This is a genomic window from Microbulbifer sp. ABF4_107 (assembly GCF_056312215.1).
The window spans coordinates 2766534-2782389 of record NZ_CM149983.1 but is presented as its reverse complement, the minus strand read 5'-3'; the positions used below and the strand labels follow the sequence as shown (position 1 = coordinate 2782389).

The 15856-nt window shown below is 59.9% G+C and carries 13 protein-coding genes; 9 read left to right on the top strand and 4 right to left on the bottom strand.

What is annotated here, in order from left to right; genetic code table 11:
* Nucleotides 1–272 precede the first annotated feature (272 nt).
* Genes ACYX4K_RS11400 through ACYX4K_RS11390 form a run of 3 tightly spaced genes read right to left on the bottom strand, consistent with a single transcriptional unit; the run spans nucleotide 273 to nucleotide 2203 of the window.
* Nucleotides 273–1361 (bottom strand): CmpA/NrtA family ABC transporter substrate-binding protein, encoded by a 1089-nt coding sequence (locus ACYX4K_RS11400; RefSeq protein WP_475092007.1) that lies wholly within the window; start codon nucleotides 1359–1361, stop codon nucleotides 273–275.
* A gap of 54 nt (nucleotides 1362–1415) precedes the next feature.
* Nucleotides 1416–2018, bottom strand: a complete 603-nt coding sequence (locus ACYX4K_RS11395; RefSeq protein WP_475092008.1) for an ANTAR domain-containing response regulator — start codon at nucleotides 2016–2018, stop codon at nucleotides 1416–1418.
* A gap of 8 nt (nucleotides 2019–2026) precedes the next feature.
* Nucleotides 2027–2203 (bottom strand): hypothetical protein, encoded by a 177-nt coding sequence (locus ACYX4K_RS11390; protein ID WP_475092009.1) that lies wholly within the window; start codon nucleotides 2201–2203, stop codon nucleotides 2027–2029.
* A 469-nt stretch (nucleotides 2204–2672) separates the two neighbouring features.
* Between ACYX4K_RS11390 and mobA the strand changes: the two genes are divergently transcribed.
* From mobA to ACYX4K_RS11365, 5 genes are all read left to right on the top strand, one after another.
* Nucleotides 2673–3344 (top strand): molybdenum cofactor guanylyltransferase, encoded by a 672-nt coding sequence (mobA, locus tag ACYX4K_RS11385; protein ID WP_475092010.1) that lies wholly within the window; start codon nucleotides 2673–2675, stop codon nucleotides 3342–3344.
* A 126-nt stretch (nucleotides 3345–3470) separates the two neighbouring features.
* Complete coding sequence (gene modA / locus ACYX4K_RS11380; protein ID WP_475119255.1) at nucleotides 3471–4262, top strand: molybdate ABC transporter substrate-binding protein; 792 nt, start codon at nucleotides 3471–3473, stop codon at nucleotides 4260–4262.
* 669 nt (nucleotides 4263–4931) lie between these two features.
* Entirely contained in the window at nucleotides 4932–6473 is a 1542-nt protein-coding gene (locus tag ACYX4K_RS11375; protein WP_475092012.1) for a Re/Si-specific NAD(P)(+) transhydrogenase subunit alpha, read from the top strand.
* 12 nt (nucleotides 6474–6485) lie between these two features.
* Entirely contained in the window at nucleotides 6486–7883 is a 1398-nt protein-coding gene (gene pntB / locus ACYX4K_RS11370; protein ID WP_475092013.1) for a Re/Si-specific NAD(P)(+) transhydrogenase subunit beta, read from the top strand.
* Nucleotides 7884–8079: 196 nt separating this feature from the next.
* Nucleotides 8080–10062, top strand: a complete 1983-nt coding sequence (locus ACYX4K_RS11365; protein ID WP_475092014.1) for a hypothetical protein — start codon at nucleotides 8080–8082, stop codon at nucleotides 10060–10062.
* 78 nt (nucleotides 10063–10140) lie between these two features.
* Here ACYX4K_RS11365 and ACYX4K_RS11360 read toward each other — a convergent pair whose 3' ends face one another.
* Nucleotides 10141–10446 (bottom strand): YhbY family RNA-binding protein, encoded by a 306-nt coding sequence (locus tag ACYX4K_RS11360; protein ID WP_475092015.1) that lies wholly within the window; start codon nucleotides 10444–10446, stop codon nucleotides 10141–10143.
* Nucleotides 10447–10517: 71 nt separating this feature from the next.
* Here ACYX4K_RS11360 and rlmE point away from each other — a divergent pair, with 71 nt between their 5' ends.
* The 4 genes from rlmE to glmM all read left to right on the top strand — a co-directional run bounded on the left by rlmE (nucleotide 10518) and on the right by glmM (nucleotide 15761).
* Complete coding sequence (rlmE, locus tag ACYX4K_RS11355) at nucleotides 10518–11138, top strand: 23S rRNA (uridine(2552)-2'-O)-methyltransferase RlmE (protein ID WP_475092016.1); 621 nt, start codon at nucleotides 10518–10520, stop codon at nucleotides 11136–11138.
* A gap of 150 nt (nucleotides 11139–11288) precedes the next feature.
* Nucleotides 11289–13220, top strand: coding sequence for an ATP-dependent zinc metalloprotease FtsH (ftsH, locus tag ACYX4K_RS11350; protein WP_475093928.1), 1932 nt, complete (start codon nucleotides 11289–11291; stop codon nucleotides 13218–13220).
* A 143-nt stretch (nucleotides 13221–13363) separates the two neighbouring features.
* Complete coding sequence (gene folP, locus ACYX4K_RS11345) at nucleotides 13364–14209, top strand: dihydropteroate synthase (protein ID WP_475092017.1); 846 nt, start codon at nucleotides 13364–13366, stop codon at nucleotides 14207–14209.
* A gap of 205 nt (nucleotides 14210–14414) precedes the next feature.
* Nucleotides 14415–15761, top strand: a complete 1347-nt coding sequence (glmM, locus tag ACYX4K_RS11340; RefSeq protein ID WP_475092018.1) for a phosphoglucosamine mutase — start codon at nucleotides 14415–14417, stop codon at nucleotides 15759–15761.
* The last annotated feature ends 95 nt before the right edge of the window (nucleotides 15762–15856 follow it).

Sequence of the window (15856 nt, the reverse complement as noted above, 5' to 3'; positions counted from 1 at the left end):
TATGGTTTCTCAATAAAGAGATGGCGCTACTGACTTCAGCGTTGGGATTTGCCCGAGTCTTGCTCAGGTCTGTTGTTTTTATCCCGCCGCTTTGCGCGCGCATTTAATAGGTATTCAATATCTGTGCCATTTTTGGGCGAGGTACGGATGGTGGTGCAAAGGGGGGAAGTCTATTGGTGCGGGAGAGAGTGGGTGCCCTGTTTTGGGCTGTTTTGAGCGCCCCGGTGCACGCTTGTGCACCGGGGGCGGGCGAGCCCTGGTCGGGCTGGGGGTTAATTGGTGCGGGCGTGCCTGGGGGCGCTCAGCTGCTGGTGGCGAATATAGTCCAGGGTTTGCTGGTGGAGATCGGACTGGAACAGCGCCGCCGTGTCCATATCCACCGGCGCAATCTCATTACACAGGGTGAGCAGCTCGCGGGCCTTCTTCTCGGTGGGGCGGCCGTGGTCCGTCTGCGGGTGGGCGAACAGGTGCCAGCCGGTATTCTGTGTCGGTTCGCGGCCTTGCTGGCTCAGCAGTTGGTCGTTCAGGGAGGCGGCAAAGGTTTCCTCCGGCAGGTCGAGATATTCGGCCCGGGCCAAAATACCGATGGCATCGCGGCGGTGACTGCGGTCGCTCAACCAGCCGCAGGCTTCCAGCAGGGCGGCGCGCAGGGCCAGGTGGGTGGCCGGGTTGGCCTCGTGCCAGCTCTGGGTGACTGCCAGCACTTTTTCCGGCATTGCTGGCATCAGGGCATTGTTGGGGGTGGCGATCACACCGATACCTTCCTGTACCGCGAGGGTGTTCCAGGGCTCGCCCACACAGAAACCATCGATATCGCCGCGGCGCAAATGATCCACCATCTGCTCCGGTGGCAGTACCAGCAGGCGTACATCGGTATCGGGGTTGATGCCGGCGCTGTTCAGCCAGTGACGCAGTTGCAGAGTGTGGCTGGCAAAGGGGTAGACGCTGGCAAAGGTCAGCGGCGCTTCATCGTCACCGCGGGCGTCAATAAATGCTTTGAGTGCGGCACCGGTGCCGGCGGCATCGTCGGTATCTGTCTGCAGCTGATCGTAGAGCGCTTTTGACAGGGTGATGGCGTTGCCGTTGCAGCTAAGGATCAGGCCACTGAGAAGCTGTTCTTCGCAGTGTGGCAGCGTCTGCTTCAGGGTCAGTGGCATGGGGGCCAGCATCGCCGCGGCATCGGCGGCGCCACCAATCAGTTTGTCGCGCAGGGTGGCCCAGGAGGTTTCCCGCTGCAACCCCACGTTCAGTCCGTAGCGATCAAACAGGCCCATCTCGCGAGCAATGATCAGCGGTGCGCTGTCGGTGAGGCGCAGGTAAAGAAGTTTCAGGTTTGGCTTTTCGGCTTGCAGGCTGCTCACAGTAATACTCTCGAATTCTTTTTAGTCATTGGTCGCACCAGGGGGTCTTCCGTATTAATTCACTGCGCTCTGCAGATGCGTGACGATCTGCTCTGCCACATTGCGCATGGTGGAATTGCTGTTCATGGCCAGGGTGCGCAGGGTCTGGTGGGCGGCCTGCTCGCTGATGTTTTTGCGCGCCATCAGCAGGCCTTTGGCCCGCTCAATGATTTTGCGCTCGTCGAGTTGCTGCTGGGTGCGCTCCAGGGATTGGCGCAGGTGCTGGTAGCTGCGAAACTGGGCCATGGCGATTTCGATGGCCGGTGCCACCCGCTCCGCGGACAGGCCCTCGGCCATATAGGCGCTGACCCCGGCCTCTACCGCACTGGTAATAAACTCAGCGCCGCCGCGGGCGGAGAACATCGCCACCGGGGTGGGATTGTGCTGGTTGATCACCGACAGGCTCTCGAGAATATCCCGGTCCGGGGATTCGATATCGATCAGCACGATGTCCGGGCGGTGTTGTTCTACCTGAAACAGCAGGCCTTCGGCACTGGAAAGTTGAGCCAGCAGGTTGTAGCCGGCAGCGGTGAGCTGCCCGGCGACCATAGAGGCGCGTTCGGGCTGGTCATCGACCAGCAGAATACTGATAGGGGCAGTGGCAGGTATCGTCGTCATCGCTTCCGTCAAAACTTCAGTTCGAACTGCAGCCAGAACTTGTCCGAATCGGTGCTGAAGGTATCAGCATCGTAGGTGGCGTACTTGGCGAGCAGGCCGATATTTCTTGTTATGGCATAGGTCGCTACCAGGTCGAGTTCGTTGCCGTACTCGCGGCTGTGGCGATCGCTATAGAATTTATGCAAAGTCGCTGCAATCTTGATGCCAGAGACAGCGGCTGAGCTGTCGACTCATCAGTCCCAAGTACCATCCCGAGCACCATCAATTCCTGCAGTCCGGCAGGCATAAAAAAGCCCGGCGGCACGGATTGTGCAGCCGGGCTTCTTTGCCTGAGGTATATGGACAATCAAAACTCGTACCAACTGCAGCAGATCCCGTGAACCTTCGGGAAAACCTGACCTCCCGGACCGGTAGTGGACGGGTGATGCGCTTGGCCGTTGCCCTGGGTGCCTCCAGTTGGTGCGAGGCGGGCGGCATTGGCGGCAATTTGGTGCAGTGCTGACTGTTGCGGCCTCAAAAGGGAGCCGCGGAGCGAAATAGCCCTTTTGGGCTAGTGGAGTCCGCTATGGATTATGCGAAGCTGCTTTTGTTGTATCGTTTCCTTTTCAGGATGTCACAAGGAAGGATGATTCTGATGCCAGGAAGCCGTATTCAATGACCCCTCCCGATAACTTCAACTCGTTTGGCAAGCCCAGCTCCGATGCCGGCGCTGCGACGGTCAATAAGCCTCAAAACGCCCGCAGTAGCGCTGCACCCGTACAGGTTTGCCCGGTTGTTCTCGCTGGTGGTCTGTCCAGCCGCATGGGCCAGGACAAGGCGCTGCTAAAATTATCCAATGGACGCTCTCTGCTGGAGCAGGCCAAGAACCAGTTTGCCCAGATGCGCGCGGTTAATGGTGTCAATTTGATGCCCACACTGGTTAGCGGGCGTCGCCCTGGAGGGATTCCGGACCAGACCGAGGCCGTCGGTCCCCTTGGAGGCCTGCAGGCAATTTACCGGCACCTGCAACAGTGGGATTTGCCCTGTGATGCACTGCTGGTGGTACCGGTGGATATGCCTCTGCTGACCCCCGGGCTGCTGCATCGATTGTGTGTGGCCGGGCAGACCGTGGAGCAGGCGGTGTGTTATGGCAATTATTACCTGCCGTGCTGGTTGCCGCTGGGGCAGCGCTGCCGTGATTATCTGGACGCCGCGGCAGAGGGCAATGCCATTGCCTCGGTGCGTGCGCTGTTCGGCTTTATCGGGTGTATGCAGTTGCCCGAACCGGAAGGGGACTGGCACCTGAATCTGAACCGCCCGGAGGACTACCAGCGCTTCCAGGGTTAGTTCGGCACGGAGCAGTCGTTCGCTATCGAAGAGAGGTACTGATTTCGAATGACGGGACAAGCAAGCGCATTCCTTCCGCCCCGGAAGCCCCTCTCTCTGTGGACAGTGTTCGCAGTTCTCTTTTCTTTGCTACTGACAAGCTGCGGTGAGCGCTCGCAACCGGTGCTCCGGGTGGCGGTAGACGCCAGCTTCCAGCCGGCCCTGGAGGCCCTGCGGCCCCAGTTCGAATCCCTCTGTGCTTGCCGCCTGCAAATCACCGCCGGTGCCAGCGGTCTGCTCTACAGCCAGATTCGCGCAGACCACTCCCAGGCTCCCTTCGATCTGTTGTTGTCCGCCGACAGTGCGCGCCCGGTGCTGCTGGAGAAGGCCGGCCTGACGGTGCCCGCCAGTCGCCAGGCATTTGCCCGTGGGCAATTGGCGGTGTGGGCTAACCCGGTGGTGTCCAAAGACAAGTCCTCCGGCTTTTCCACGCTCTCCATGCAGCTGGCAAAGAGCGATGCCGCCCTGACACCGCGGCAACTGATCCTGTTGTTGGGGCGCGGCAAACACAAGCTGGTGGTGGCGGATCCGCAGCTGGCCCCGGACGGGGATGCGGCGGTGAAGATGCTGAAGAAGCTGCGCCTGTGGCCACGGGTCAAAAACCGGGTGGTGTATGCCGGTCATTCCGGCCATGCGCAGATCATGTTGCACCAGGGGGAGGGGGACCTGGGGGTGATTCCTTACAGCCAGGCGCTGGCCTCTGGGCGCCGCGGGCAATATATGCGCATCCCCGAGCAGTTCCACCCGCCGATCGAGTTACAGATGGTGATTTTGCGGGACACCCGCCGGCGCACTCTGGCGATTCGACTGCTGCAATATCTGCGCTCAGATGGAGTTCAGCAGAAGCTGCCGGAATTGGGTTTTCGCTCGGCAGAATAATATTCTGCAAAACGTGGAATATTTTGGTTTCAGTGGAAATAGTTACCATAAATTCCATTTATTTCCCCCGTCTGAATAGTGCAAATTCCTGGGCCGATAAATGGTTTTAATTGATACCTATTCCATTGGTGAATTATTACCATATCAAAGCGTTATTATTTATTTGGTTTAAACGGAAACACATTGGAATAGTTAACCAAATATTCCTTTATATGAATTTAAAAACCGGTTTTTGATTAATTTCGCGCCGCTTCAATGAAATGTTCACCGCCGGTTGTGATTTAATCAAAACACACGAAAGTCATGTCCTTAGTGGTGTTTTCTGTTACATGTGTAACGTAATCTGCTGTTTTTTAAGCGATTTTCCGCATTTTTGATAGATTTCCACTAAACGAGTAATAAGAATCCTCTATTTCCGTTGCCCAGTTTTATTCCCTTTAATTCATCGTCCTACCGAAACGGATTTAATTTTTCCGGGAAATTGTTTTTCCCGGAGAGGACCGCTTTCGCGCCAAAATCAGATAGCCCTGATGACGGACCGGGAAGTTCAGGATTAAATGTCAGCGGTACATAAATGACCCGGTTAACCGGGTCGGCTCTTGGCAGGATTTTATAAAGCGTTCTGGAAAGAGTTTTATAACAACGAAATATTTAACGGGAGCACAAACGGTGATTATTGCCATACCAAAGGAGACCGCGCCTGGAGAGTCGCGGGTCGCGGCAACGCCAGCCAGCGTAAAGCGTTTGCAGTCGCTGGGCTTTGACGTTGTCATCGAGCAGGGGGCCGGTGAAGCAGCCAGCTTCCCCGACGCAGAATACGAACAGGCCGGCGCCAAGCTGTGTGCCAACGCAGCGGAATGCATCAGCCAGGCGGGCATCGTACTGAAAGTACAGCAGCCCAACGACGCCGAGCTGGACCTGATTCCCAGCGGCGCCACCCTGGTGGCCTTCCTGAAGCCGGCGCAGAACGAAGCGCTGCTGAAGAAGTTCGCCGACAAGAACATCAACGCGCTGGCGGTGGAATCCATCCCACGTATTTCCCGCGCTCAGAAGATGGACGCACTGAGCTCCATGGCCAACATCGCCGGCTACCGCGCGGTGATCGAAGCGGCCCACGAGTTCGGTCGCTTCTTTACCGGCCAGATCACTGCCGCCGGTAAGATTCCGCCGGCCAAGGTGCTGGTGATCGGCGCCGGTGTTGCGGGCCTGTCCGCCATCGGTACCGCCAAGAGCATGGGGGCCATCGTGCGCGCCTTCGATACCCGCCCGGAAGTACGCGAGCAGGTAGAGTCCATGGGGGCGGAATTCCTCACCGTGGAAATCGAGGAAGACGGCTCCGGCACTGGCGGTTACGCCAAGCAGATGTCGAAAGAATTTATCGACGCGGAGATGGCCCTGTTCCGCGAACAGGCCAAGGAAGTGGACATCGTCATCACCACCGCACTGATCCCGGGCAAGCCGGCGCCAAAATTGTGGCTGGCAGACATGGTGGAAACCATGGCCGACGGTTCTGTGGTGGTGGACCTGGCCGCGGAGATGGGCGGCAACTGTGACTTCACCGAAGCGGACAAGAAAGTCGTCAAGAGCGGCGTGACCATCCTCGGTTACACCAACCTGGCGAGCCGCGCGGCCACCCAGTCGTCCACCCTGTACGCCACCAACCTGTGTCACCTGTTGACCGACATGACACCGGAGAAGAACGGCGAGATCGTCATCAACTTTGAAGACGAAGCCGTGCGCGGTGCCACCGTGGTGAAGGAAGGTGAAATCACCTGGCCGCCCCCCGCGCCGAAAATCTCTGCCGCGCCCCAGCAGAAAAAGCCGGAGCCGCAGATTGAAGTGGAACCCAAGCCGGAGAAGAAATCTTCCCCGCTGTCACTGGTGGCCTTCTGGGCCGTGGCCGGTGCACTGCTGCTGGCCCTGGGCAAATCCGCCCCGGCGGACTTCGTGGCCCACTTTACCGTGTTTGTTCTGTCCATCTTTATCGGCTGGCAGGTGATCTGGAACGTATCCCACGCCCTGCACACCCCGCTGATGAGTGTGACCAACGCCATCTCCGGCATCGTGATCATCGGTGCCCTGTTGCAGGTGGGGGCCACCGGTTCCTTCCTGGTGACCGTAATGGCATTTATCGCGGTACTGTTTGCCAGTATCAACATCTTCGGTGGTTTCTTCGTAACCCACCGTATGCTGAAAATGTTCCGTCGATAAGGAGAGACAGACATGAATAGTGTAATTTCTATGGCGTATCTGTTCTCCGCGGTGATGTTTATCCTGAGCCTCGGCGGACTGTCCACACACGAAACCGCGCGTCGCGGTAACTACTACGGCATGGTCGGTATGGCGGTTGCCATCATCGCCACCGTGGCCGGCATCACCTCCGGCGCTTACCTGCCCGTTGGCATCGCCATGGGCGTGGGCGCGGTGATCGGTATCCACTTGGCGCGCAAGGTCGAAATGACCGCAATGCCACAGCTGGTAGCCCTGTTGCACAGCTTTGTGGGCCTGGCCGCGGTACTGATCGGTTGGGGCGGCTACCTGGATCCGCGCATCAATCTCGAAGGTGCCGCGCACATCGTGCACAACTCCGAGATCTTTATCGGCGTCTTCATCGGTGCCATTACCCTGACCGGCTCCATCGTTGCCTTCGGCAAGCTGCAGGGGCTGATTTCCGGTAAGCCGCTGATGTTGCCGGCGCGTCACTGGCTGAACCTGATCGCCCTGGTGATCTGTGTGGTGCTCGGTGCCCAGTTCATCCCTGCGGACGTGAGCAATGCCACCATCATCAATCTGCTGATCATGACCGGTATCGCCCTGCTGCTGGGTATCCACCTGATCGCCGCCATCGGCGGTGCGGATATGCCGGTGGTGATTTCCATGCTGAACAGCTATTCCGGCTGGGCCGCTGCGGCCACCGGCTTTATGCTGAGCAACGACCTGCTGATTGTGATCGGTGCGCTGGTGGGCTCCTCCGGTGCCATCCTCAGCTACATCATGTGTCGCGGTATGAACCGTTCCTTTATCAGCGTGATCCTGGGTGGTTTCGGTTCCGACGGCGCCGCAGTCAGCGCCGATGGCGAGGAAGAGGGTGAAGCGGTAGCGACCACCCACGACGAGCTGGCGGACGACTTGAAAGCGGCCAAGAACATCGTGATCGTACCTGGCTTCGGTATGGCGGTAGCCCACGCCCAGCAGGCGGTGAGCGACCTCACCGACAAGCTGCGCAAGGCCGGCAAAACCGTACGCTTCGGTATCCACCCGGTAGCGGGCCGTCTGCCAGGGCACATGAACGTACTGCTGGCGGAAGCCAACGTGCCCTACGACATCGTGCTGGAGATGGAAGAGATCAACGACGACTTCCCGGAAACCGACCTGGTGCTGGTGATCGGCGCCAACGACACCGTCAACCCGGATGCCGTTGAAAAGCCCGGTTCCCCCATCGCCGGCATGCCGGTACTGGAAGTGTGGAAGGCGGGCAAAGTGGTGGTGCTGAAGCGCTCCATGGCCTCCGGCTACGCCGGTGTCTCCAACCCGCTGTTCTTCAAGGACAACTCGCGCATGCTGTTCGGCGATGCGAAAGAGAGTCTGCAGTCTGTGCTGGGTAAGATGAATCCGGCCTGATCCATCAGTCAGTACTGTATCTGATCAAAAAACGGCCCCCGCGAGGAGGGCCGTTTTTTTTCGCCCGGATTTTGTGGTGGATCACTTTTTGTGGAGGATCACCGCCGGAGGGCGGTGTGTGGCGCGGGGTTCTCTCGTTCGTCAGACCGGTGGTAATCTACGGGTCAATCAAGTGATCATCAGAATAAGAGCCAGCATGACAGCCGTTCTCCACAATCTTTCCGGTCGCGCACTGCGCGTTTTTTCCGCCTCTCTCCTGGCTCTCTCGGTGACTGCCTGCGGCGGTGGAGGTGGCGGTTCAGGCTCGGATAGTGGCGACAACAGCGGCGGAGCACCCATTGCCCCGGCGCCGGCGCAAATGACACTCACCGGCGACAGCAGTGCCAGTCAGGGCGACAGTGTCGGTGTGGTCGCCAGCCTGAGCGAGCAGGGCTACAACCGCTTTGAATGGGAGCAGTTGTCTGGCCCCGACGTCATGCCGCTGGCGGGAAATGGTACAGCAGGTATCAGTTTTGATGCCGTGTTCAGCGGTGAGTACAGCTTCCGCCTGACAGCATCCAACCCCGAAGGCGATAGCCTGCAGGACATTTTCAATATTTCCGTGGCGCCCAGCAGCGCAAGCACCCGGGTTCAGTTCCGTGCGGATCGCGCGGTGAGTGAGGGCGCAGAGTTTTCACTGCGCCTGAATGCGAGCCATGTCAGTGGCGGTGTCAACTCCTGGCGCTTCGAGCAGCTCGCCGGCCCTCAGGCGGACCTGGTGGAAGACGACTCCGGTCAGCCGGTGGTATTTGTGACAGCGCCGCGAGTGAGTGGCGACCAGGTGATCACTCTGCGCGCCACCCTGGAAACCACCGCGGGCAGTTTCTCTGATACCGCTTATGTGGTGGTGCAGGATCGCCCGGCAACCAACAGCGACTATTTCTGTGATGGCGACGGGCAGGCCTGTGCGACCTACGAGCCCCTGATGCCGGTATACAGCTACCGCGCCGACAGCCCCTACCGCGATGTGCTGAAAGACTGTGTCTATTCCAATCAGTTAAACGACAGCAATCTGTGTACTCTGCGCACCCTGCCGCCAATCGGTCTGATCAGCAACGCGCCCACGGTGGACCAGATCATGGATCACGTGCTGGTGTCCCACGACTGGATGGGCGAGCGTTTCGAACGCTTCCTGACCCAGCTGGACAACCACGGGGATTTCGCCCGGCTATTGCGTTCGGTGACCGCGGTGGTGATTTCCAGCGACGTGCGCCCGTCGTTTTACTGGTCGCTTACCGGGGCCATCTATCTGGACCCGGACAGTCTGTGGCTGTCGCCGGCCGAGCGCGACGTGATCAATGAGCAGCCGGATTACCGCAGTGGTTTCAGTTCTGCACTGAATTTTGTCACCCCCTGGCGCTATGTGAAAAACAACAACTATGTGTTTACCAGTTACGAGGTTCAGGACCGTTACCATCGGGATTTCTACGAGCTTGAAGCAGACCTGGGCTCGCTGATGTACCACGAGCTGGCGCACGCGGCCGATGCCATGTCACCGGCCAAGCTCAACAGCGGCCTGGATCGCGACGATATATTTTTCAACCAGTCCAGCAGTGGTGGGTTCGTCAATGAGTCTGTCACCGCGGTAAACCCGATGTATTCCTCTGAACTGTTCGCACTGGCAGATGTACGTTATCGCGGTGTCGAGGCCAGTGCCACGCAGCGCGAGTACGCGCCAGCGGACATTGCCGGTTTCTTTTTTCCGGACTCGGCCAATGATTTCTACAGCTACAGCTCCCCCTGGGAGGACACCGCCATGCTGTTTGAGGAAACCATGATGAGCCTGCGCTACGGTATCCAGCGCGACATCGCGGTTACCAACCGCCCCAGCGCACCGCTCTCGGCCGACGACTATGTGGTATCGCGAGGACAGCGCAGCAGAATTGCTTCCGAGCGTATACGCCCTCGTGCCAGCACCGCGGTGCAGGGGTTACTGCCGGAGGCATGGGCAGAGGCGGATGCACACCTGAATAGCATTTTGCCTTTGGCACTGTGTGCCGGAGAGGGGTGGGCCCAGAACCTGACCCCCGCCTGCGAAGGCGCATCGGGCCTGCTGCGCTTTGCCGCGCCCGTGCCCAGCCAGCGAGTCCCGATGCCGGTAGAGCGCCCGCGCAGCTTTATCCCGCCCACCCGTTTTTAACGGTAAAGCGGGTTGTCGCGCGGATCTCAGAGAGAGGAGGCCCCAGCCTGTGTTCCAGGGTGAGGCGTAGCAGGTGGGTCAGGGGCGCAGCAGGTTGGACAGGCGCGCGTTGGGCTTCTCCGCCTTGCGGAAGATCAGCGCAATTTTGCCGATTTCCTGAACCAGCTCGGATTTGCTCTGGGTGCACAGCTCGGTAATCAGCTCGCGGCGTACATCGCGGTCATTCACCGCCAGCTTCACCTTGATCAGCTCGTGGTCTTCCAGGGCGCGATTCAGCTCTTCCAGCACCCCTTCGGTCAGTCCCTTGTCGGCTACAGTGACAATGGGTTTGAGGCTGTGGCCACGCGCGCGCAAGGCTTTTTTGCGGTCAGCAGTTAAAGGCATACAATACTCCATCCTTAAATCGGGTAACCCGTGCGCGGACAACCCCAGAAATTAGCGATGTATTGTAACTGATGGGCCGATCAAAGAGCAGCCACCGTTGGCTGCGTGAACATTTTAACGACCACTACGTCAAGCAATCCCAGAAAGATGGCTACCGCTCCCGTGCCTCCTACAAGTTGCAGGAGCTGCAGGAGAAGGACCGGCTGATCAAACCGGGCATGACGGTGGTGGATCTCGGTGCCGCTCCCGGTGGCTGGTCGCAGGTGGCTGCAGAACTGGTTGGCCACAAAGGCCGGGTTCTTGCATCGGATATCCTGCCCATGGATGCCCTGGCGGGTGTGGACTTTGTGCAGGGCGACTTCACCGAGGAAGAAGTCTTTGACGAGCTTCTCGAAAAACTCGGGGAAGAGCGCGCCGACCTTGTGATTTCCGATATGGCCCCCAATATGAGTGGAGTGCGCGCTGTAGATCAGCCGGCCTCCATGTATCTGGTGGAGCTGGCGGTGGACATGGCGCGGCAGACCCTCAAGTCTGGAGGCGCTTTTGTAGCCAAAGTCTTCCAGGGCGAAGGATTTGATGAACTGATTCGCGACCTGCGCAGTCAGTATCAAACGGTCGTCACCCGCAAGCCCGGTGCATCCCGTCCCCGCTCTCGCGAGGTCTATGTGGTCGCGCGAGGCTTCAAAGGTTGATCAACTCAGCGCATCCCGCAGAGATTTGATAAAGTCCCCGATGACCGGGGCGACAGTTTTACGATTTTCGCCGCCTATACTGGGTGAAATGGAATACGTTGCCGGGGAGGAAACCCGGGCACAGGCAAGAGGGCAAACCCTTTGAACGATATGGCAAAGAATCTGGTGTTGTGGCTGATCATCGCTGCGGTGCTGCTGATGGTCTTCCAGAACTTCAAGCCGCAATCCCGGGACGAGTCCGTCAGTTATTCCGAATTTGTTCAGGACGTCCAGTCCGGTCAGATCAAGAGCGCGCTGGTAGATGGCCTCGTCATCACCGGTGAAAAAGCTGACGGCAGCCGTTTCAAGACCATTCAGCCGCAGATCATCGACGACGAGCTCACCAACGAGCTGGTGCGCGGCGGTGTTCAGTTCAATGGCCGCGAGCCGGAGTCCCCCAGCATCTGGCAGCAGCTGCTGGTGGCCAGCTTCCCGATCCTGATCATCATTGCCGTATTCATGTTCTTTATGCGCCAGATGCAGGGTGGTGCCGGCGGTCGCTCCGGCCCCATGGCCTTTGGCAAGAGCAAGGCCCGCCTGCTGGGCGAAGACCAGATCAAGACCACCTTCGCCGACGTGGCGGGCGTGGATGAAGCGAAAGAAGACGTACAGGAGCTGGTGGAATTCCTGCGCGACCCGTCCAAATTCCAGCGCCTGGGGGGCAATATTCCCCGCGGTGTACTGATGGCGGGCCCTCCCGGTACCGGTAAAACCCTGTTGGCCAAGGCCATCGCCGGAGAAGCGAAGGTGCCTTTCTTCTCCATCTCCGGCTCCGACTTTGTGGAAATGTTCGTCGGTGTGGGCGCATCTCGCGTGCGCGACATGTTCGAGCAGGCCAAAAAGCAGGCCCCGTGCATCATCTTTATTGACGAGATCGACGCCGTCGGCCGCCACCGCGGTGCCGGCATGGGCGGTGGCCACGACGAGCGCGAACAGACCCTCAACCAGCTGCTCGTGGAAATGGACGGTTTTGAAGGCAACGAAGGCGTCATCGTCATCGCCGCCACCAACCGCCCGGACGTATTGGACAAGGCCCTGTTGCGCCCCGGCCGTTTTGACCGCCAGGTGTTTGTCGGTCTGCCGGATATCCGCGGCCGCGAGCAGATCCTCAAGGTGCATATGCGCAAGGTACCGCTGGACGAGAAAATTGATCCGCAGGTCATCGCCCGCGGTACCCCCGGTTTCTCCGGTGCGGACCTGGCCAACCTGGTGAACGAGGCCGCCCTGTTTGCCGCCCGTGCCAACCGCCGCATGGTGTCCATGGAAGAGTTCGAGCGTGCCCGCGACAAGATCATGATGGGTGCCGAGCGCAAATCCATGGTGATGAACGAGAAAGAAAAGACCAATACCGCCTACCACGAAGCCGGCCACGCCATCATCGGCCGCCTGGTACCGGAGCACGACCCGGTGCACAAGGTCACCATCATTCCTCGCGGCCGCGCCTTGGGTGTTACCCAGTTCCTGCCCGAGGAAGACAAATACAGCCTGAGCAAGCGCGCCCTGGAATCCCAGTTGTGCTCCCTGTTCGGCGGCCGTATCGCGGAAGAAATGACCCTGGGGATCGACGGTGTGACCACCGGCGCCTCCAACGATATCGAACGCGCCACCGACATCGCCCGCAATATGGTCACCAAGTGGGGCCTGTCCGAGAAGCTCGGCCCGCTGCACTACGGTGAAGATGAAACCGGCCAGCCCGGCCACGGCAACCCGATCTCCGGCAAGACCTCCAACGAGATCGACGAGGAAGTGCGCCGCATCATCGACACCTGTTACGAGCGCGCGGAAAAGCTGCTGGAAGACAACCGGGATATTCTCGAAGCGATGAAAGACGCGCTGATGGAATACGAAACCCTGGATGCCGAGCAGGTGGACGACCTGATGGCGCGTCGCAAAGTGCGCCCGCCCAAAGACTGGCACGACAACGACTACACCGGTGGTGGCACCCCCGAAGAGGTGGAGCCGAAAGACGAAAACAAGGACGAAACCAAAGACGACTCCAAAGACGGAGAGAGCCCGGTGGGTGGCCCGGTCAACGGCCACTGATCTTGTCTGACATAGCGGCGCATTCGCTAATGGATGCACCGCTCCCAAGCGGGCCTGCTGTAACGAGCAGGCCCGTTTTGCATATTCCGCTGCCCCAAACGGCAACTCCCGGGGCCAAGTAATACGACTGCTATGAAGCCAATATGAATCTAGTCTGCGGCCAGCACACCCTCGATCTGTCCCGCCCCCGGATCATGGGCATCCTCAACACCACCCCCGATTCCTTTTCCGATGGCGGTAGCTATTACCGCGATACCGGCCTGGATCTGGATCTGGTGCTGAAGCGCGCGGAACAGATGGTACAAGATGGCGCCGCCATTCTGGATATCGGCGGCGAATCCACTCGCCCCGGCGCCGCCCCGGTGAGTGAAGAGGAAGAACTGGCGCGTGTGGTGCCGGTGGTAGAAGCCATCGCCTCCCGTCTGGATGTAGTGATCTCCGTGGACACCAGCACCGCCAGGGTCATGCGCGATGCTGCCAGCGCCGGTGCCGGCATCATCAACGATGTGCGAGCACTCACTCGCCCCGGCGCCCTGGAAGCGGCCGCCGCCACCGGCCTGCCCGTGTGTATCATGCACATGCAGGGGCAGCCCGGCACCATGCAGGACAAACCCGAATACGCGGATGTTGTGGGCGAAGTACGCGCTTACCTCGACCAGCGCCTGCAGGCCTGCATCGAGGCCGGTATCCCGCAGCACAAAGTGATTTACGACCCCGGCTTCGGCTTTGGCAAGAACGACGAGCACAACCTGGCACTGCTGCGCCAGCTGCCAGAACTGGCCCCGGAAGGCATCCCCATCCTGGTGGGCATGTCCCGCAAATCCATGATCGGCCGCCTGCTCGGGCGAGAAGTGGACCAGCGCCTACCCGGCAGTCTGGCCCTGGCCATGCTCGCCGCCCAACGCGGCGCCGCCATAATCCGAGTCCACGACGTCGCCCCCACCGCCGACGTCCTGAAAATGCAACAACTAGTCGACACTACCCTGTAGGAGTTTGCCCTGCAAGCGAACAGCCCGGAGCCAAAACCAAACTGTAGGAGCCTGCTTGCAGGCGAACCAAATCGGCGAGGAAACTCCCGTAGGAGCCTGCCCTGCAGGCGAACCACTCCGCATCAATTCGCCTGCAGGGCAGGCTCCTACAAAGCGCAACAACGCAGATCAAAATTAGCGATAGATAACGAGAAGTAAGACAAAGATGACCAGAAAATACTTCGGCACAGACGGCATCCGCGGCCTCGTAGGCCAGGGCGCTATCACCCCAGACTTCATGCTGCGCCTCGGCTACGCCGCCGGCAAAGTCCTCGGCGCCAACCCCAAAGGCAAAGGCCGCAGCCGCATCCTCATCGGCAAAGACACCCGCGTCTCCGGCTACATGTTTGAAGCCGCCCTGGAAGCCGGACTGATCAACGCCGGCGTCGACGTCGGCCTGCTGGGCCCCATGCCCACCCCGGCCATCGCCTATCTCACCCGCACCTTCCACGCCCAGGCGGGTATCGTCATCAGCGCCTCGCACAATCCCTATCAGGACAACGGCATCAAATTCTTCAGCGCCAACGGCAGCAAACTGCCGGACGACGTCGAAGCGCAGATCGAAGCCGCCCTCGACCTGCCCATGGAAACCGCCCAAGACCTGGGCAAGGCCTGGCGCATCGACGACGCCGTCGGTCGCTATATCGAATTCTGTAAAGCCAGCACACCCTGGGCCTACTCCCTGCAGGGGCTCAGCATCGTGCTGGACTGCGCCAACGGCGCCACCTACCACATCGCCCCCAAGGTATTCCGCGAGCTGGGTGCCGAGGTGCACGCCATCGGCATCGCGCCGGACGGCCTCAATATCAACCTGGGTTGTGGCTCCACCAAGCCCGAAGCCCTGCAGAAAGCCGTAGTCGAACGCGGTGCAGACCTCGGTATCGCCTTCGACGGCGACGGCGACCGGGTGATGTTTGTGGATAAAGACGGCAACCTGATCGACGGCGACCAGCTGCTGTTCCTCATCGCCATCCACCGCCAGCAGTTCCTCGGTGGCTGCAGCGGCGTCGTGGGCACCCAGATGAGCAACTTCGGCTTCGAGCTGGCCCTGAAAGACCGCGCCATCCCCTTCGCCCGCGCCAAAGTGGGCGACCGTTACGTACTGGAAATGATGTACAAGAACGGCTGGACCCTGGGCGGCGAATCCTCCGGGCATATCGTCTGCACCGACGTCACCACCACCGGCGACGGCATCATCTCCGCGCTGCAGGTACTGCGCGCCGTCAGCGATTTTGGCGAACCCCTGCACCAGCTCAGCCAGCAAATGGAAATGCTGCCCCAGCACATGATCAACGTGCGCCTCGCCAGCCGCGACGGCGTACTGGAGCACGGTGATGTACAGGCGGCGGTGAGCCAGGCCGAATCCACGCTCGCCGATACCGGCCGGGTACTGCTGCGTCCGTCCGGGACCGAGCCGCTGATCCGGGTCATGGTTGAGGGCAAAGACCCTGCGCTCGTCCAACAACTGGCCGGGGACATCGCCCAGGTCGTCGAGCGGGTCGGCAACGCCTGATCTGGCGCCCCGCTGCAAGTCGGGCCCGGTTTCACTGGAGCCCCACAGGCCAGGGGCCGGAACCCATTGAAAAGCAATGGAAAAACCAATAAATA